At 63.5% G+C, this 18,146-nt stretch carries 18 protein-coding genes and 1 riboswitch; of the genes, 10 read left to right on the top strand and 8 right to left on the bottom strand.

Annotated elements, in window-relative coordinates; translation table 11 throughout:
* Positions 1-111: 111 nt before the first annotated feature.
* Positions 112-504 (top strand): DUF1090 domain-containing protein, encoded by a 393-nt coding sequence (locus tag C3F42_RS20235; RefSeq protein ID WP_104444803.1) that lies wholly within the window; start codon positions 112-114, stop codon positions 502-504.
* 54 nt (positions 505-558) lie between these two features.
* On the opposite strand, the gene C3F42_RS20230 is transcribed toward C3F42_RS20235, so the two are convergent.
* A complete protein-coding gene (locus C3F42_RS20230; protein WP_038706915.1) occupies positions 559-1,005 on the bottom strand; it encodes a cytochrome c in 447 nt (148 codons plus the stop codon).
* Positions 1,006-1,124: 119 nt separating this feature from the next.
* Between C3F42_RS20230 and C3F42_RS20225 the strand changes: the two genes are divergently transcribed.
* Positions 1,125-2,276, top strand: coding sequence for a murein transglycosylase A (locus tag C3F42_RS20225; protein WP_104444802.1), 1,152 nt, complete (start codon positions 1,125-1,127; stop codon positions 2,274-2,276).
* 61 nt (positions 2,277-2,337) lie between these two features.
* Here the strand turns inward: C3F42_RS20225 and C3F42_RS20220 are convergent, their stop codons facing one another.
* Positions 2,338-2,724, bottom strand: coding sequence for an MAPEG family protein (locus C3F42_RS20220; protein ID WP_023629465.1), 387 nt, complete (start codon positions 2,722-2,724; stop codon positions 2,338-2,340).
* A 32-nt stretch (positions 2,725-2,756) separates the two neighbouring features.
* Positions 2,757-3,590, bottom strand: coding sequence for an EamA family transporter (locus tag C3F42_RS20215; RefSeq protein ID WP_023629466.1), 834 nt, complete (start codon positions 3,588-3,590; stop codon positions 2,757-2,759).
* 216 nt (positions 3,591-3,806) lie between these two features.
* Here C3F42_RS20215 and C3F42_RS20210 point away from each other — a divergent pair, with 216 nt between their 5' ends.
* Positions 3,807-5,045: a sodium:proton antiporter gene (locus C3F42_RS20210; RefSeq protein ID WP_104444801.1), complete on the top strand. Its 1,239-nt coding sequence runs from the start codon at positions 3,807-3,809 to the stop codon at positions 5,043-5,045.
* Positions 5,046-5,152: 107 nt separating this feature from the next.
* Here the strand turns inward: C3F42_RS20210 and C3F42_RS20205 are convergent, their stop codons facing one another.
* Positions 5,153-5,554: an acyl-CoA thioesterase gene (locus tag C3F42_RS20205; protein WP_003257757.1), complete on the bottom strand. Its 402-nt coding sequence runs from the start codon at positions 5,552-5,554 to the stop codon at positions 5,153-5,155.
* A gap of 177 nt (positions 5,555-5,731) precedes the next feature.
* A riboswitch (S-adenosyl-L-homocysteine riboswitch) is annotated at positions 5,732-5,828 on the top strand.
* A gap of 21 nt (positions 5,829-5,849) precedes the next feature.
* On the opposite strand from C3F42_RS20205, the gene ahcY reads away from it, so the two are divergent.
* The 4 genes from ahcY to C3F42_RS20185 all read left to right on the top strand — a co-directional run bounded on the left by ahcY (position 5,850) and on the right by C3F42_RS20185 (position 11,248).
* Entirely contained in the window at positions 5,850-7,259 is a 1,410-nt protein-coding gene (ahcY, locus tag C3F42_RS20200; RefSeq protein ID WP_046853939.1) for an adenosylhomocysteinase, read from the top strand.
* A 141-nt stretch (positions 7,260-7,400) separates the two neighbouring features.
* A complete protein-coding gene (gene metF, locus C3F42_RS20195) occupies positions 7,401-8,246 on the top strand; it encodes a methylenetetrahydrofolate reductase [NAD(P)H] (RefSeq protein WP_094012345.1) in 846 nt (281 codons plus the stop codon).
* Positions 8,247-8,353: 107 nt separating this feature from the next.
* Complete coding sequence (locus tag C3F42_RS20190) at positions 8,354-9,136, top strand: ABC transporter substrate-binding protein (protein ID WP_094012387.1); 783 nt, start codon at positions 8,354-8,356, stop codon at positions 9,134-9,136.
* Between the two features lie 222 nt (positions 9,137-9,358).
* Complete coding sequence (locus C3F42_RS20185) at positions 9,359-11,248, top strand: DEAD/DEAH box helicase (RefSeq protein ID WP_177410840.1); 1,890 nt, start codon at positions 9,359-9,361, stop codon at positions 11,246-11,248.
* Positions 11,249-11,342: 94 nt separating this feature from the next.
* Here the strand turns inward: C3F42_RS20185 and C3F42_RS20180 are convergent, their stop codons facing one another.
* The 3 genes from C3F42_RS20180 to C3F42_RS20170 form a co-directional block, all read right to left on the bottom strand.
* The gene (locus C3F42_RS20180) at positions 11,343-11,921 is read right to left on the bottom strand and encodes a YceI family protein (protein WP_023629958.1); all 579 of its coding nucleotides are present in this window, start codon (positions 11,919-11,921) and stop codon (positions 11,343-11,345) included.
* Between the two features lie 34 nt (positions 11,922-11,955).
* Positions 11,956-12,507, bottom strand: coding sequence for a cytochrome b (locus C3F42_RS20175; protein WP_094012344.1), 552 nt, complete (start codon positions 12,505-12,507; stop codon positions 11,956-11,958).
* 213 nt (positions 12,508-12,720) lie between these two features.
* On the bottom strand, positions 12,721-14,562 hold the full coding sequence (locus C3F42_RS20170; RefSeq protein ID WP_104444800.1) for a flavin monoamine oxidase family protein: 1,842 nt from the start codon (positions 14,560-14,562) through the stop codon (positions 12,721-12,723).
* 203 nt (positions 14,563-14,765) lie between these two features.
* On the opposite strand from C3F42_RS20170, the gene C3F42_RS20165 reads away from it, so the two are divergent.
* The 3 genes from C3F42_RS20165 to C3F42_RS20155 all read left to right on the top strand — a co-directional run bounded on the left by C3F42_RS20165 (position 14,766) and on the right by C3F42_RS20155 (position 17,478).
* Complete coding sequence (locus tag C3F42_RS20165; protein WP_023629961.1) at positions 14,766-15,197, top strand: hypothetical protein; 432 nt, start codon at positions 14,766-14,768, stop codon at positions 15,195-15,197.
* Positions 15,198-15,270: 73 nt separating this feature from the next.
* The gene (locus C3F42_RS20160; RefSeq protein WP_038706917.1) at positions 15,271-16,677 is read left to right on the top strand and encodes an adenosylmethionine--8-amino-7-oxononanoate transaminase; all 1,407 of its coding nucleotides are present in this window, start codon (positions 15,271-15,273) and stop codon (positions 16,675-16,677) included.
* A gap of 81 nt (positions 16,678-16,758) precedes the next feature.
* The gene (locus tag C3F42_RS20155) at positions 16,759-17,478 is read left to right on the top strand and encodes a 16S rRNA (uracil(1498)-N(3))-methyltransferase (protein WP_094012342.1); all 720 of its coding nucleotides are present in this window, start codon (positions 16,759-16,761) and stop codon (positions 17,476-17,478) included.
* Here the strand turns inward: C3F42_RS20155 and C3F42_RS20150 are convergent.
* Positions 17,475-18,092, bottom strand: coding sequence for a hemolysin III family protein (locus C3F42_RS20150; protein WP_023632083.1), 618 nt, complete (start codon positions 18,090-18,092; stop codon positions 17,475-17,477). The genes C3F42_RS20155 and C3F42_RS20150 overlap by 4 nt on opposite strands.
* Between the last annotated feature and the right edge of the window lie 54 nt (positions 18,093-18,146).

The raw sequence follows: 18,146 nt of genomic DNA, 5'->3' as shown, positions 1-18,146 counted from the left end.
AGGGTAACTCCGAGTTTGCCGTTTAAAGCCCCACCAAGGGTTCCTAAATCCGGCAAACCAAGGCAGGATTCCACCAACTTTTGCTGCTCCGCCCCGCTCAGGAGGCTTTTCATGACACGTTTCACCGCTCTTTTCCTGCTGGCAACCCTTGGCCTGGCGACCGGCGTCGCGCAAGCCGCCCAGCCGGATGCAGGCTTGACCGGCTGCGCCGCCAAACGCAGCGCCATCGAGAACCAGCTGAAGATTGCCCGTGACCATGGCAACAGTGACCAAGTTGCCGGGCTCGAAGAGGCGCTGCGTGGCGTGGACAACTGCACCGAAGCCGGGCTGCGCAAAGAGCGCGAGCAGAAAGTGCTCGATGCCCGCCACGAAGTGAACCAGCGCACCAAGGACCTGGACAAAGCCATGAAGAAGGGTGACGCGGAAAAGATCAACAAGCGCAAGGACAAGCTGGCCGAGGCAAAGAAAGAACTGCAGGAAGCCGTGGACGACCTCGAGCGCTGACCTAACAGCCCTTGATGTGGGAGCGAACCCGCTCCCACGACAGCCTCCCACGGCTCAATGATTACGAAACTCGCTATGACAGGCCTTGCACGCGGCCTCGACCTTGTCCATCGGTGCCTTCATCTGCGTTGCGTCCAGCGACGGGTTGCGGGTCACCGTCACCAGCTCGCCGGTGACGCCCTCCAGCTGCCGGGCCAGGTCCTGGAACCGCGCCTGCCGCTCCCAGACATCCGCCCGCGCGCTGCTGTCACCCTCGTCGCGCACCTGCGGGAAGTGCTGCCACGGCTCATGGGCCAGGGAATCCAGCTTCACCGCGCCCTCGGCGAACTTCACGCCATCGAAGGGCAACCGTCCGCGCAGCATGCCTCCCATGTCTTCACTGGTCTTGAGCATCTGCTTGAAGATCGCCTTGCGCTGGCCCAGTGGCGAGTTGGGATCGACGCCGTCACAGGCGGTCAGGGCGAGGGCGGCGAGCAGTACTACGGTCAATCGCTTGAACATCACGGTCTCTTTGGCCAGGCAAACGGGTGGCCAGTATCGCCGCCCGCCGGGCAAAGACCAATAGCCACACAGAAAACAAGGGTGAATGTTCATGTTTCGCCCAGCACAGGACCTTCTCGATGAAATCTGCATTGCGCCATCTCGCCTGGGCCCTGCCCGCCCTGGCGCTCCTGGCCGGCTGCAACGGCGGCGAAAGCGCCAAGCCCGAGCCTCATGCCATCGCCACTTATGTGCCAGCCACCTGGAAGGACCTGCCTCAGGTCAGCGACGACGACCTGCTGGCCGGCTTCTATGCCTGGCGCAACGGTTGCGAGAAGCTCAAGCGCGATCCGGTGTGGGCCGCAACCTGCGAGGCAGCCGGCTCAGCCATGGCGAACGCTGATCAGGTACGCACCTTCCTCGAGCAGAATCTCCAGGTGTTTGGACTGCGCTCGGCGCAGAACAGCGCCAACGGCCTGATCACCGGGTATTACGAACCGGTCTACCCCGGCAGCCTGGAACGCACCGAAGCCGCGCATGTACCAGTGTACGGCGTACCCGAGGACATGATCGTGGTCGATCTGGCCAGTGTGTATCCCGAACTCAAGGGCAAGCGCTTGCGCGGGCGCCTTGATGGCCGCGTGCTCAAACCCTATGACACCGCCGAAGTGATCAACCGCGACGGTGCCATGGCGCCGGTACTGGCCTGGCTGACCGACCCGATGGACTTGCAGTTCCTGCAGATCCAGGGTTCCGGTCGCATCCAGCTGGAAGGTGGCCGCCAGCTACGGCTGGGGTATGCCGACCAGAACGGCCATCCCTATCGGCCGATTGGCCGCTGGCTGGTGGAACAGGGCCAGCTGCCTAAGGAACAGGTGACCATGGGCAGCATCCACGCTTGGGCCCAGGCCAACCCGAAGCGGATCCCTGAGTTGCTGGCCAGCAACCCGAGCTATGTGTTCTTCAGCACCCGCTCGGACAGCAACGAAGGTCCCCGCGGCTCACTCAACGTGCCGCTGACCGCTGGCTACAGCGTGGCCATCGACCGCAAGGTGATCCCGCTGGGCAGCCTGCTGTGGCTGTCCACCACCCGCCCCGACGGCAGCCCGGTGGTGCGCCCCGTGGGAGCTCAAGACACGGGTGGGGCGATTACTGGTGAAGTGCGTGCGGACCTGTTCTGGGGCACCGGGCCAGAGGCAGGGGAACTGGCAGGCAACATGAAACAACAGGGGCAGATCTGGATGTTGTGGCCCAAGGGTCAGCCTTTGCCCGAAGTACCGAAGGTACCCTGACGGGCGCTATCGCGGGGCATGCCTACTCCCACTGCGGGAGCGGGCATGCCCCGCGATGCACTCAGATCGAAACGACAAAGAACGACACGATCAGCGCCATCCCGACGAACCACACCAGCGAGCGCAACACCGCCCAATCCGCCAGGTAGCAGATGATGTAGAGCAACCGGCTGGTGATGTACATCACGCCCAGCACATCTTGGGTTACTTGTTCGGCATTGCCGACGATATCGGCCACCAGCACCGCCGCGGCAAATGCCGGAAACGCCTCGTAGCCATTCAACTGAGCGGCATGGGCCCGCCGTGGCAGCCCTTCAAGCTCGTCCAGAAAGGCACGCGGGTCATGATTGGCGCGAAAGCCAAAATACCCGCTGCTGAGTTTGGCGATCAACGCACACAGCGGCGGCAGGACCAGGGCGACAAGAATGCACCACAGGGCTACGGTCATCTACAGGACTCCTTGTTTCACAGAGGTTGGCTTCAGAGCTTCATCACCAGCATGCCGGCCAGCACCAGCGTGCAAGCTAGGAGTCTTGGCCCGCCAAAAGGTTCTTTGAGGTAGCGCATGCCCAGGAGCACCACGAGAATCACGCTCAGTTCGCGCAACGCTGCCGCCTCGGCCACCGAGCCCAGGTGCATGGCCCAGAGCACCAGAGCGTAGCTGAACAACACACAGAACCCGACTGCCAGGCCCAGATTCCATTGGGTTCGCCAGAACAGCATGAATGGCCCCCGGCGAGCCACCACGGCCAGCAGCGGGAACGGCCAGGAGCTGAGCAGGCTCAGCCACACCAGGTAATCCCACGGTTTGCCCCACAGGCGTACGGCCTGGCCGTCGAACCAGGTGTAGCAGCCGATGCACAGGCCGATCAGCGCCACCACCGGCAGCATCGACCAAGGCAGGCGGTCGCCGCCGCCGCCCTGCCAAAGCAGACACGCCATGCCACAGGGGATCAGCAGGATGCCGATGATCTGCTGCTGGCTCAGCGATTCGCCGGCAAAGGCCAGGGTCAACCCAAGTACCACCAAGGGCGACAGGCCACGCATCAACGGATAGACCAGGCCCAGGTCGCCGACCCGATAGGCCTGGATCAGCAGAAAGCGGTACAGCTGCTCGGCCAGCGCCGAGGCCAACAGCCAGGGCCAGATCCCGGCGGGCGGGAAATCTACGAAGGCCACCGCCAGCAGGGCGAAACTCAGCGCCACCACGTCCATGCTGGCGATGACCAGCAGCCGCTCGGCGCTGAACTTGATCAAGGTATTCCAGGTGGCATGGAGCAGGGCTGCGACCAGTACGAGGGAAGTTGCCAGCACGCCTTGGAATCCTTGTTGTCGTTCGGTGGGGACCACTATATAGCGCCTGGCGTGTTATGGCCCCATCTCGGCGAGCCCGCCCCCACGCCACTGCCTGACAGGAACCAATTGGAGAAATCCGGTCATAAGGTGTGTCCCGACTGCCGCGCCAGATCATCAAAGAACTGCCCGAGCCATTCGGGTAATGACTTGGAAGCCACTTTCACAGGATTCGGGATGCTTGAATTAGTTGCCGCGTTTATCTGCCTCACCACCCTCCTCACTTATGTGAACTACCGCTTCATCGGCCTGCCGCCGGCCATCGGCGTGATGGTCACCGCATTGCTATTCTCCCTGATGCTGCAGGGCCTGAGCCTGATCGGCTTCCCTGGCTTGGAAGAACGCGTTGAAGGCCTGATGAACCAGATCGACTTCAACGACCTGCTGATGCACTGGATGCTGTCGTTCCTGCTGTTCGCCGGCGCGTTGCACGTCAACCTCGCCGACCTGCGCAGCTACCGCTGGCCGATCGGCCTGCTGGCCACCCTGGGCGTGCTCATCGCCACCGTGGTGATCGGCTACCTGGCGCACTGGGTGTTCGCCCTGTTCGGCTGGAACGTGCCGTTGATCTACTGCCTGCTGTTCGGCGCGCTGATCTCGCCGACCGACCCGATCGCCGTGCTCGGCGCACTGCGCACCGCCAACGCCTCGAAGCCGCTGAAGACCACCATCGTCGGTGAGTCTCTGTTCAACGACGGCACGGCGGTCGTGGTGTTCACCGTGCTGCTGGGCATCATCCAGCTGGGCGAGACGCCGAGCGTCGCCGATACCGCCATCCTGTTCGCCCGTGAGGCACTGGGTGGCATCGCCTTCGGCGGCCTGATCGGTTACGCCACCTACCGCATGATCAAGAGCGTCGAGCAGTACCAGGTGGAGGTGATGCTGACCCTGGCACTGGTGATCGGCGGCTCGGCCATGTGCTACGAGTTGCACGTGTCGGCGCCGATCGCCATGGTGGTGGCCGGCCTGATCATCGGCAACCTGGGGCGCAACCTGGCGATGAACGACATGACCCGCCGCTACATGGATGGCTTCTGGGAACTGATCGACGACATGCTCAACGCCCTGCTGTTCGCGCTGATTGGCCTGGAACTGTTGCTGCTGCCGTTCAACTGGTTGCACCTGGCGGCGGGTGGTGTGCTGGCGATTGCGGTGCTGGCTTCGCGCCTGCTGACCGTGGCGCCGGCGATCGTGCTGTTGCGCCGCTGGCGCAGCGTGCCGCAAGGCACCATTCGCGTACTGACCTGGGGTGGCCTGCGCGGTGGCGTGTCGGTGGCCCTGGCACTGTCGCTACCGCAGGGCGCCGAGCGTGATCTGCTGCTGTCGATCACTTACATCGTGGTGCTGTCGTCGATCCTGGTGCAGGGTCTGACGGTCGGAAAGGTTGTGCGCAAGGTCAGCACACAACCCGAGTGACAGCATAGGGGCGGACTAGCCCCGCGATATCGTCTGCACAGGCATCGATGTTGATCCTGCCGGCGCCATCGCGGGGCAAGCCCGCTCCCAAGCTTGAGCAAATGGGTCTATTCCACCGCGCTGTCCGGAAACTGGTCCTGGATGTACTTGATCTCGGTGCGCCCGTGGGCGGCCGGCAGGCCATCCTCACCCAGGTTGACGAAGACCATCTTGTCGACGGTCAGGATCGCCTTGCGGGTGATCTTGTTGCGCACTTCGCACTTGAGCGTGATCGAGGTGCGGCCGAACTCGGTGGCGGTAATGCCCAGCTCGATGATGTCGCCCTGACGCGAAGCACTGACGAAGTTGATCTCGGAAATGTACTTGGTCACCACGCGCTGGTTGCCCAGTTGGACGATGGCGTAGATTGCCGCCTCCTCGTCGATCCAGCGCAGCAGACTGCCGCCGAACAGGGTGCCGTTGGGATTGAGGTCTTCGGGTTTTACCCATTTGCGGGTGTGAAAGTTCATCTGTACTCCTGACCTGCTTGCTGACATGCGCTAATGATGGCAGACCGCTCGGTCACGCTCCATTGAACATCGACTATCGTCGTGATTAATCGACAGAAAGTCTTGGGTGTGTCACACGCCCGCGGCTATAATCTCGCCGTTTCACATGGTCCCCCGCAGTGGTGGCCATCCCGCCACCCATCCGAGGGGCGCTGCAGCAGGCTCGGCCTGTCAGGCTCGGTTGGGGCGTTGTCCGCGCAAGCGGACGCTCAACGCACAACGGCGCCCATTCGCACACTACGAATGGAGGCTCTCAATGAGCGCTGTAAACACGCCTGCAGGTTTTTCCGACTTCAAGGTCGCCGACATCTCCCTGGCAGACTGGGGCCGCAAGGAAGTCATCATCGCCGAATCGGAAATGCCCGCGCTGATGGGCCTGCGCCGCAAGTATCAAGCCGAGCAACCGCTCAAGGGCGCGAAGATCATCGGCTGCATCCACATGACCATCCAGACTGCCGTGCTGATCGAGACCCTGGTCGCCCTGGGTGCCGAAGTGCGCTGGTCGTCGTGCAACATCTTCTCCACCCAGGACCAGGCCGCCGCCGCCATTGCTGCCGCCGGCATCCCGGTGTTCGCCTGGAAAGGTGAAACCGAGCAGGAATACGAATGGTGCATCGAGCAGACCATCCTCAAGGATGGCCAGCCATGGGACGCCAACATGGTGCTGGACGACGGCGGTGACCTGACCGAGATCCTGCACAAGAAATACCCGGCCATGCTGGACAAGATCCACGGCGTGACCGAAGAGACCACCACCGGCGTGCACCGCCTGCTGGACATGCTGGCCAAGGGCGAGCTGAAAGTCCCGGCGATCAACGTCAACGACTCGGTCACCAAGAGCAAGAACGACAACAAGTACGGCTGCCGTCACAGCCTCAACGACGCCATCAAGCGCGGTACCGACCACCTGCTGTCGGGCAAACAGGCCCTGGTGATCGGCTACGGCGACGTGGGCAAGGGCTCGGCCCAGTCCCTGCGTCAGGAAGGCATGATCGTCAAGGTCACCGAAGTCGACCCGATCTGCGCCATGCAAGCGTGCATGGATGGCTTCGAAGTCGTCTCGCCGTTCAAGGACGGCATCAACACCGGTACCGAAGCCGGCATCAACAAGGACCTGCTCGGCCGCATCGACCTGATCGTCACCACCACCGGTAACGTCAACGTCTGCGACGCCAACATGCTCAAGGCCCTGAAGAAGCGCGCCGTGGTCTGCAACATCGGCCACTTCGACAACGAGATCGACACCGCCTTCATGCGCAAGAACTGGGCATGGGAAGAGGTCAAGCCACAGGTGCACAAGATCCATCGCACCGGTGCCGGCGTGTTCGACCCGCAGAACGACGACTACCTGATCCTGCTGGCCGAAGGCCGCCTGGTGAACCTGGGCAACGCCACCGGCCACCCAAGCCGCATCATGGACGGTTCGTTCGCCAACCAGGTCCTGGCGCAGATCTTCCTGTTCGAGCAGAAGTTCGCCGCGCTGCCTGCCGCGAAGAAGGCCGAGCGCCTGACCGTGGAAGTGCTGCCGAAGAAACTCGACGAAGAAGTGGCCCTGGAGATGGTCCGCGGCTTCGGCGGCGTGGTCACCCAGCTGACCCCGCAGCAGGCCGAGTACATCGGTGTGACCGTCGAAGGCCCGTTCAAGCCGGACGCTTACCGCTACTAAGCGGCTGGTTGCCAGTGCCAGGTATTCTTGCCCGGCACTGGCAGGCAACGTTTCGAACCGATGTCCGAGCCAGGCCGGCCCCCACCGTCCTGGCTTTTATTTGCAGGCAGCAGCCCAGGCTCACTGCCGAAGGAACCAGAGATGTCACAAGAACGCCGCTACAGTTTCGAGTTCTTCCCCACCAAGACCGATGCCGGTCACGAAAAGCTGATGGGCGTTGCCCGCCAGCTGGCCAGCTACAACCCGGACTTCTTCTCCTGCACCTATGGTGCCGGTGGCTCGACCCGCGACCGCACGCTCAACACCGTGCTGCAGCTGGAAAACGAGGTGAAAGTCCCCGCCGCCCCGCACCTGTCCTGCGTGGGTGACAGCAAGGACGACCTGCGTGCCCTGCTGGCCGAGTACCAGGCCGCCGGCATCAAGCGCATCGTCGCCCTGCGTGGCGACCTGCCGTCGGGCATGGGCATGGCCAGCGGCGAGCTGCGCTACGCCAGCGACCTGGTCGAGTTCATCCGCCAGGAAACCGGCAACCACTTCCACCTGGAAGTGGCCGCCTACCCGGAGATGCACCCGCAGGCGCGCAACTTCGAGAGCGACCTGGCCAACTTCGTGCACAAGGTCAAGGCTGGTGCCGACAGCGCCATCACCCAGTATTTCTTCAACGCCGACAGCTACTTCTATTTCGTCGAGCGCGCGCAGAAACTGGGCGTCGAGATCCCGGTGGTGCCCGGCATCATGCCGATCACCAACTACAGCAAGCTGGCGCGTTTCTCCGACGCCTGCGGCGCCGAGATCCCACGCTGGATACGCAAGCAGCTGGAAGCCTATGCCGACGACACCGCCAGCATCCAGGCATTCGGCGAGGAAGTGATCACCCACATGTGCGAACAGCTGCTGCAAGGCGGCGCACCGGGACTGCACTTCTATACCCTCAACCAGTCCGAGCCGAGCCTGGCGATCTGGAACAACCTGAAGCTGCCACGCTGATGGTCGCGAACAAGGCTTTGGCGCAGGTCAAAGCCTTGTTCGTTCGCGCTCGCGCCTGCGGCCAGCGTTCACTGGTCTTGCCCGGGCTTGCAGCGTACTCTCACGCCATGCGCACGCTCATCCTCCCTCTCCTGCTGTTGCTGCTCGCCGGCCTGAGCCCGCTGGCCCATGCCGAACGCCTGCGCATCGTCAGCGACGACTGGGCCCCCTACCTCTACCAGGAGAATGGCCAGGCCAAAGGCATCGACTACGAGATAACCAACGAGGTGTTTAAACGCCTGGGCGTCGAGGTGCAGTGGCAGTTCCTGCCTTGGAGGCGCTGCCTGGCGATGGTAGAGCAGGGGCTGGCGGATGCAGTGATGGACATCTTCAAGGTCGATTCACGCCAGGGCTATATGGTCTACCCGGACGAACCCATGTCCCAGGTCGAGTTCGTCCTCTACCAGGCCCGCTCACGCCCGCACCCTGTCGTGCACCTGGAGGACTTGGCCGGGCTGACCGTAGGCACCTCCCCCGGTTATGTCTACGACAGCAGCTTCGCAGAATCGCCGCTGTTTCGACGTGAGCCTGCGCCCAGCCACGAGGCCAACTTCGGCAAGTTGACCCGTGGGCGCATCGACCTCTTGGTGACCGACCGCCGGGTCGGCCGCTATGTGAGCCGCCGACTGGGTTTGGAGCAGACTGTGCAAGAACTGCCACTGCTGATAAGCCGTCGGCCCCAGTATCTGGGACTGGCCCGCAAACCTGGGCGCGAACAGCTGGCACAGGCATTCAGTGATGAACTGCGGCGCTTCAAACAAGAGCCGGCCTATGCAGCGATCAATGCCCGCTACCTCGGCAATCAGGATTTTCCTTTCGCCGTTGAGCAGCAGGAACGCGGCACACGCTGATTGCTCTGTTATACTCGAGCCTTCCCGCCCGGCTCACGCCCGGACGCTCGGCCTCGCAACAGGCATCTCGACCAGGCGCCGCGCACCTTTGGTGCCCGCCCGCAGGCTCCAGGATGCGCAGTGAACGCCCAGCTGGACCGGACGCGATCGCATTCCTCCGATGCCCGTCGCGCCAGGCAGAACACCCCATCGGGCCTAGCCCCCACGAGAACAGGATTGCCCATGTCCTTTGCTTCCCTCGGTCTCTCCGAGGCTCTTGTCCGCGCTATCGAGGCTGCGGGCTATACCCAGCCCACTCCGGTGCAACAGCGGGCCATTCCCGCCGTGTTGCAAGGTCGCGACCTGATGGTCGCCGCCCAGACAGGTACTGGTAAAACCGGCGGCTTCGCGCTTCCGATCCTTGAGCGTCTGTTCCCGGGCGGCCATCCCGACAAGTCTCAACGTCATGGTCCCCGCCAACCGCGCGTGCTGGTGCTGACGCCCACCCGTGAGCTGGCTGCCCAGGTACATGACAGTTTCAAGGTCTATGCCCGCGACCTGAATTTCATCAGCGCCTGCATTTTCGGTGGCGTCGGCATGAACCCGCAGGTCCAGGCCATGGCCAAGGGCGTCGACGTCCTGGTCGCCTGCCCAGGTCGCCTGCTCGACCTCGCTGGCCAGGGCAGTGTCGACCTTTCGCGGGTCGAGATCCTGGTGCTGGACGAAGCCGACCGCATGCTCGACATGGGCTTCATCCATGACGTCAAGAAAGTGCTGGCGCGCCTGCCGGCCAAGCGCCAGAACCTGCTGTTCTCGGCAACCTTCTCCAAGGACATCACCGACCTCGCCGACAAGCTGCTGCACAACCCCGAGCGCATCGAGGTCACGCCGCCGAACACTACCGTCGAGCGTATCGAGCAACGGGTCTACCGCCTGCCGGCCAGCCACAAACGCGCCCTGCTGGCGCACCTGATCACCTTGGGCGCCTGGGAACAGGTGCTGGTGTTCACCCGTACCAAGCACGGCGCCAACCGCCTGGCCGAGTACCTCGAGAAGCACGGCCTGACCGCGGCGGCGATCCACGGCAACAAGAGCCAGAATGCCCGCACCAAGGCGCTGGCCGACTTCAAGGCCAATACCGTGCGCGTGCTGGTCGCCACCGACATCGCCGCTCGCGGCCTGGACATCGACCAACTGCCTCATGTGGTCAACTTCGAGCTGCCCAATGTCGAGGAAGACTACGTTCACCGCATCGGCCGTACCGGCCGTGCCGGTCGCTCCGGTGAAGCCATTTCGATGGTTGCGCCGGACGAAGAAAAGCTACTCAAGAGCATCGAGCGCGTCACCCGCCAGAAAATCCCGGATGGCGACCTGATGGGCTTTGACGCATCGCAGGTCGAGGCCGAGAAGCCGGAAGTGCGCGAGCGCCAGCCGAACAATGGCCGCGGTGGCCGCAACCAGCAACCTCGCGGCGAAGGCGGCAAGGAAGGCAGTGGCGGACGCAAGGACAAAGGCAAGGACAAGGGCCGCAACAAGCCTTCGTCCGAGAAGGCCGCGGAAAAGGACAAGTCTGGCGAGAAACAGCAGCAAGGCCAGCAGCGCAAGCCGCGCGACCAGAAGCCACGCCAGCAGCAGAACAACGGCCAGAAAGCCGTGCCTGTCGCCGCACCCAACCGTGACCCTGAGGAGTTCCTCGACGACGACGTCGACAACTTCGGCAACCGCGCCGACTACGTCAGCCCCTACCAGAACGCCAAGAACCAGGGGCGCAATCGTCGCCCGGGCGGCAACGGCGGCCAAGCCCAAGGCCAGCGCAGTGGTGGCGGCCAGGGGCAAGGCCAGGGTCGTGGCAATGGCCAGCAGCGCCAGGGCCAGGGCTCCGGTGAAAAGCGCCCGCGCAACGGCGGCGGCAGCAATGGTGGCGCCCGACGCGACAACAACGGCGGCCGTGCCCGCCGTGAAGATTCGTCCCGCCAGGAACCGGCCGTGCGCAACCCGCGCGAGTCGCAGAGCGCGCCAGTGATCATCCGCAAGGAATCCAAGCTGGACCGTTACCCGACCCCCGAGCAACTGGACGACCTGCCAAGCCGCCCACGCGGTGAACGCCCAGCACTGCTGACCCGCAAGGGCTGAGCGCGCCATCGCGGGGCCTGCCCCGCGATGCGGCCATGCAAAGCCAACAAAAACGCCGCCCATTGGGCGGCGTTTTTGTTGCTGGCGAAGCGAATTACTTCTGCTTCACGCCTTCGACGCTGATGTCCAGGTCCAGGGTCTGCGAAGTCGGGCCCGGGCCCTTGATGCCGAAGTCGTTCAGGTTCAGCGTGGTGGTGGCGTTGAAGCCAGCGCGCTCGCCGCCCCACGGGTCCTTGCCCTCGCCATTGAACACGGCCTTGAAGGTTACCGGCTTGGTCACGCCGTGCAGGGTCAGGTCGCCGGTCACATCGGCAGTCTTGTCACCGGTCGACTTGACGCTGGTGGAGACGAATTTGGCTTCTGGATATTTTTTGACATCCAGGAAGTCCTTGCTGGCGATGTGCTTGTCACGCTCGGCGTGGTTCGACCACAGGCTGGCAGTCTTCAGGTCGACGCTGATCTTGCTCGCCTCGGGCTTGGCGCTGTCCCAGGTGAAGTTGCCGTCGAAGTCCTTGAAGGTGCCGTGGATGAAGCTGTAGCCCAGGTGGCTGATCTTCCAGTCGACGAACGCGTGCTGGCCTTCCTTGTCGATCTTGTACTCGGCCGCCATGGCCTGGCCAGCGGAAATCAGTGCGGTACCGAGCGCCAGAGCGGCAAAAGTCTTTTTCAACATCCTTACTTCCTTCCTTTGCAATTGAGGTTGAGAGTCAAGCTTTGCGGCCCAGCATGCGGGTCAGGGTCGCGTCACGGTCGATGAAATGATGTTTAAGTGCCGCCAATGCGTGCAGTACAGCGAAAATCACCAGGCCCCAGGCCAGCCAGAGGTGGATCACACCTGCCAGGTCGGCCTGGTCGGGCAGGTCGCTGACCAGCGCGGGAACGTCGAACAAGCCGAACACCGGAATACCCACGCCGTCGGCCGTGGAAATCAGATAGCCCGCTATCATCACCGCGAACAGGCCCAGGTACAGCGCCAGATGGCCCAGCTTGGCGGCCAGGCGAGTGACCTTGCCATGATTGGCCGGTGCCGGCGGCGGCGGGCTGACGAAACGCCAGACTACCCGCAACAGCATCAGTGCCAGCAACACCAGGCCGATGCTCTTGTGCAGGTCCGGGCCCGACTTGCGCCATGGGTCGTAATAATCGAGGCCGACCATCCACAGGCCAAGGCCAAACAGCCCGAAGACCGCCAGCGCCACACCCCAGTGCAGGACGATGCTGACCAGGCCGTAGCGAGAGGATGAATTGCGCAGTTGCATGTTGGCGTATTTCCCCGTGAAAGCTGTGCACAAGACTAACGCGTAATGCATCGAATAAAAGCGTAAAAAACAGCTTCTGATTATCGAAAAACCAGATATTAATTCTGCAAGCTTCCTATTAAGGAAACATTAACGATAGACGCTTGGAAGATCCGACGCCATCGCGGGGCAAGCCCGCTCACACAGGGCCCCGCGCTGGCAGCTATACCGGGATCAGCCGGCCTTGGCCTGGCTGTTGACCACCGGCTTCTTGGCCGGTTCCGACTTGGCGGTGGCCTTCTTCACCGGCGCCGGTTTGGCTGCAGGCTTGTGGGCCTGCTTGGCCGCAGGCTTGGCTTGAGCGGGCTTGGTAACGGCAGGTTTCACCGGTTCATCCTTGGCCACAGGCGCCGGGACGACAGGGGCGGGGGCCGGTACGGGCACCGGTGCAGCCTCTTCGGCCTTGGCGATCGGCGCAGCCTTTACCTCTGGCTGGTCACCACCACCAAACAGGCGCGAGAAAAAGCCCGGCTTGTCCTGCTTGGCCTGCTCGACCTTCACTGGCTCTGCCTTGGCGGGGGCCTTGTCGGACGAGCCGCCGAACAGGTTGGAGAAGAACCCGCCCTTGTCCTTCGCGGCCGCGACGCCAGCCGCTCCAGTAGCCGCTGCGGCGGCTACCGATGCAGCCTTGGCCGGGTCGAAGGACTTGCCCGCCGCCAGGTCCTGGACCTGTCCCGCAGCACGCTGACCGCTACGCAGGGCCCCTTCGAGGGTACCTGGGTAAAGCGCATCGGTGTGTTCGCCGGCAAAGGCGATCCGTTGTACCGGGCGCTCCCACAGGCGCCAGTATTTGCTGATCTGTCCCGGGCCATAGGCCAGGTAGGCACCGCCCATGCCGGCGTCGGTGCTGTAGCGGCGGATTTCATAACCGGTAAAGGCGCCGCGTGCCTGCGGGTAAAAGGCGTGCAGGCGGATCAGCACCTGATCGACCATCTGCTTGTCACCGAAAGCCTGGAGCAAGCGGGCGTTATCGCCGGACAGGTTGATCACCACGTTGGCGCCACCCTTTAACGCCGGCTCGATCCACAGCATGCCCAGGCCAGTGTTGCTGAAGATCTCGCCGGACATGCGTGCACGGCTTTCCCATACCGGGTTCTTGAACTTGAGCATCAGCTGGTCGCGCCAGCCATAGTTGGTACCCTTCAAGGCCGCCAGGTGCTGCCCGTCCAGGCCAGGGGTCATCTGGATCTTGGCCAGTGCACGCAGCGGCACGGCCATGACCAGATAGTCAGCCTGGTAGCCGACACCGCCGACCTTGACGGTCACACCGTCCTTGTCCTGGACGATAGCGGTCACCGGAGAGCTGGTCTTGATGGTCTTCAATTGCTTGACGAAGGCCTGGGCCAGTACCGGGCTGCCACCCGGCAGACGCGCGGCGCGCAGGTCACGATCGCTGACGTTGCGATAGACCCGGCTCTGCTGGGCGAAATACAGCAGCGACAGGCGCGACGGCTCGTCATAGCGGGTACGGATCTGCTGGTTCACCAGTTGGCGAGCGGTCGCCGGCAATTGCAACTTGTCCAGCCAGGTAGACACAGTCATCTGGTCGAGGGCGAACAGTGTGCTGTTCGCCGCGGGATTGAGCGGGTCATCGATGGAGCGCGCCAAGTCATCGAGGGTCTTCTCGAAGCGTTTCAGCGCTTCAGCTGTGGCCGGCTGCTTGCTTGTGAGGTCCGTGGCGCTGAAGTATTCACCATCGATCAGGTAGCCGGGATTACGCACGAACTCCGGGGCCGGCAGGGTGCCCACCTTGAACTGCTCCAGATACTGGTTCAGTACCGGCTGAGCCTTGCTGTTGCCGATCCACTCGCTGGTTGCCAGGCCCGAACGCCCGCCCATGCCGGCCTTCGCTTCCAGCAGCGTCACCTGCCAGCCTTTGCTCTGCAGCTCGTAAGCCGCAGTCAGGCCCGCCAGGCCACCACCGACGACGATAGCCGTCTTGTCCTTGGCCAGCGCGGCACCGCTGGAAACCCCGATCAATACCAACGCGCACAGGCGCACCCAAGCAGCAGCCATGATGGCGAACTCCGGTTAGAGAAGCGACAGAAGAGACGGGAGCAATGCCCCGGGAGAGATGCGTTAAGAATACGTCACCTCTGCCCACCCTGCCACCGCAGTGACATCAAGTGCTTTTGGCAACTGGTAATTTTGTCAGTAGCAGTGGGTCGCCGGCTCGTGCAGCCTTGGCTGGCACTCAAGCACCGAGCCGGGGTACAGCCGTGATCTACAGCGAAGACTTTGCCAGATGGACGCCTTCGGCGCCCCTCCCCGAATGCACCTGGCACGCGCCCACTGGTCTGAGCATCGTATCCAATGGCATCGTCTACAGCGCGCGCTACCAAACCGACGAGGGGCGGCTCGGCACCGAATTGATCATCCATGGCCAGTGCGATATCGAGTTCATCTTCGGCCAGACGGTCGATTGCCTGCTGCTCGAGGTAGACGTCAACACGCTCGGCAGGGCCGTTTCGACCGCCTACTGGTTGACACTGCGCGACCAGGGCTACACCGAGTTCGCCCCCGGCCCCGGCACCCACGGTACCTCCTGGCACGACGTACCTGGCCCGCTCGACCGCCTGACCCTGTCCACCCTGCCGCAGTGCACCGTGCATATCCGCCAGTTGGAATGGCGCCCGGCCTGGAGACATTGAGCGGTTGTCCTGCCACCCGGCATTGCTTAGGCTTACGCGGTCAAACCGAGCCGTAAAGCCAGGAGTAGTGCCCATGGGCCTCAACGATCAGTGGATGCAGCGCGACCTGAAGGTCCTTTGGCACCCATGCACCCAGATGAAAGACCACGAACAGCTGCCGCTGATTCCGATCAAGCGCGGCGAGGGGGTGTGGCTGGAGGACTTCGAGGGCAAACGCTATCTGGACGCCGTCAGCTCATGGTGGGTCAACGCTTTCGGCCATGCCAACCCGCGCATCAACCAGCGCATCAAAGACCAGGTCGATCAGCTCGAGCACGTGATCCTCGCCGGTTTCAGCCATCAGCCGGTGATCGAGTTGTCCGAACGCCTGGTGGCCATCACTCCTGCCGGCCTCGAGCGGGTGTTCTACGGCGACAATGGCTCGTCGTGCATCGAAGTGGCGCTTAAGATGAGCTTCCATTACTGGCAGAACACCGGGAAACCGCAGAAGAAGCGCTTCGTCACCCTAACCAACAGTTATCATGGCGAGACCATCGCCGCGATGTCGGTGGGCGACGTGCCGCTGTTCACCGAAACCTACAAGGCGTTGCTGCTGGACACCATCAAGGTGCCAAGCCCGGACTGCTACCTGCGCCCGGAAGGCATGGGCTGGGAAGAGCACTCGCGGAACATGTTCGCGGCCATGGAGCAGACCCTGGCCGAACACCACGCCAGCATCGCCGCGGTGATCGTCGAGCCACTGATCCAGGGCGCCGGCGGCATGCGCATGTACCACCCGGTGTACCTCAGGCTGCTGCGCGAGGCCTGCGACCGTTACGACGTGCACCTGATCCACGATGAGATCGCCGTCGGCTTCGGCCGCACCGGCACGATGTTCGCCTGCGAGCAGGCCGGCATCACCCCGGACTTCCTGTGCCTGTCCAAGGCCCTGACCGGCGGCTACTTGCCGCTGGCCGCCTGCCTGACCACCGACAAGGTCTACCAGGCCTTCTATGACGACTACCCGACCCTGCGCGCCTTCCTGCACTCGCACAGCTACACCGGCAACCCGCTGGCCTGCGCCGCGGCCTTGGCCACTCTGGACATCTTCGAGCAAGACAACGTGATCGAGGCCAACAAGGCCTTGTCGGCGCGCATGGCCAGCGCCACCGCGCACCTGGCCGACCATGCCCACGTCGCCGAAATCCGTCAGACCGGCATGGTCGTGGCCATCGAGATGGTCCAGGACAAGGCCACCAAGGCCGCCTACCCCTGGCAGGAGCGCCGCGGCCTGAAGGTCTTCGAGCACGCCCTGAGCCGGGGCGCGCTGTTGCGCCCGCTGGGCAGCGTGGTGTATTTCCTGCCGCCTTACGTCATCACACCCGAGCAGATCGACTTCCTGGCAGAGGTGGCCAGCGAGGGGATCGATATCGCCACCCGCGACAAGGTGAGCGTCGCCGTGCCGGCCGACTTCCATCCGGATTTCCGCGATCCGGGCTAACCCCAGACCAACCCGAAACCTGTAGGAGCCGGCGCGTCCGCTCCTACAGGATCTGCGTCAGCCTTTTTCCAGAGCAAGCCCATGAGACTCTCCCGCTTCTTCATCGACGCCCCACTGGGCCTTGGCGAGCACGAGCTCCCCGAAGCCCAGGCCCACTACATTGGCCGCGTGCTGCGCATGGCCGCTGGCGACGCCGTGCAGCTGTTTGACGGCAGCGGCCAGGAATACCTCGGCCAACTGCTCGAAGTCGGCAAGAAAACCGTGCGCGTCAGCCTCGACCAGGCCCTCCCCGGCCAGGCCGACTCGCCTTTGCACATCCACCTCGGCCAGGGGCTGTCCCGGGGCGAGCGCATGGACTGGGCAATCCAGAAAGCCACCGAGCTGGGTGTCAATGAAATCACCCCTATCGTCAGCGAACGCTGCGAAGTACGTCTAAAGGACGAGCGCGCCGACAAGCGCCTGGCCCACTGGCGCCAGGTGGCTGTCAGTGCCTGCGAGCAGTGCGGGCGCTCGACCCTGCCGATGATCCACCCGCCCGTGACCCTGGCCGAGTGGCTGAAAAGCACCAAAGCCGAACTCAAGCTGGTGCTGCACCCGGTGGCCGAGCCGCTGACCAGCCATGCCAAACCGGCCAGGCTGGCCTTCCTGATCGGCCCCGAGGGCGGCCTGAGCGAAGCGGAAGTCGAGCTGGCCAAGGCCGCCGGCTGCCACGCAGCTCGCCTCGGCCCTCGGGTGCTGCGCACCGAAACCGCCCCTGTGGTGGCCCTGTCGGTGGCGCAGCAATTGTGGGGCGACTTCTAACGCACGTAAAAAGATACGGCGACAAAGTGCATCAGGCTGCCGGCAATCACGAACAGATGCCAGATGCCATGCCAGTGACGGAATCGGCTGTCAAACGCAAAGAAGATGATGCCGACGGTGTAGAACACACCGCCGGCCGCCAGCCAGGCGAAGCCCGCAGCACCCAGGCTATGCAGCAACGGCTTCACCGCCACCAGCACGATCCAGCCCATCAGCGCATAGATCACGATCGACAGGATCCGCGCCTCGGAGCGCGGCTTGATCTCCTGCAACATGCCGATCAGCGCAAGCCCCCAGACCACTCCGAACAGGCTCCAGCCCCAGGGGCCCCGCAGGCTCACCAGACAGAACGGCGTGTAGCTGCCGGCGATCAGCAGGTAGATCGACAGGTGGTCTAGCTTACGCATGATGCGCTTCGCACGCCCGCGAGTGCTGTGGTAGAGGGTAGAGATGCTGTAGAGCAGCAGCAGGGTGAAACCGTAGATGGAGAAACTGACGATCTTCCAGGGATCGCCCTGCAGGCCCGCCACGACGATCAGCCAGCTCGCGCCGATACAGGCCAATACCGCACCGACCAAGTGGGTCCAGGCGTTGAAGCGTTCACCGTAATACATGCAAACACAGACCTCCCGCAGCAGTCAGGGTTCCTGAGCCCCGCGACAGGGCCC

It is taken from the genome of Pseudomonas sp. PONIH3, assembly GCF_002934345.1.
Taxonomy (GTDB): domain Bacteria; phylum Pseudomonadota; class Gammaproteobacteria; order Pseudomonadales; family Pseudomonadaceae; genus Aquipseudomonas; species Aquipseudomonas soli.
This window is presented reverse-complemented; position numbering and strand designations above follow the sequence as displayed.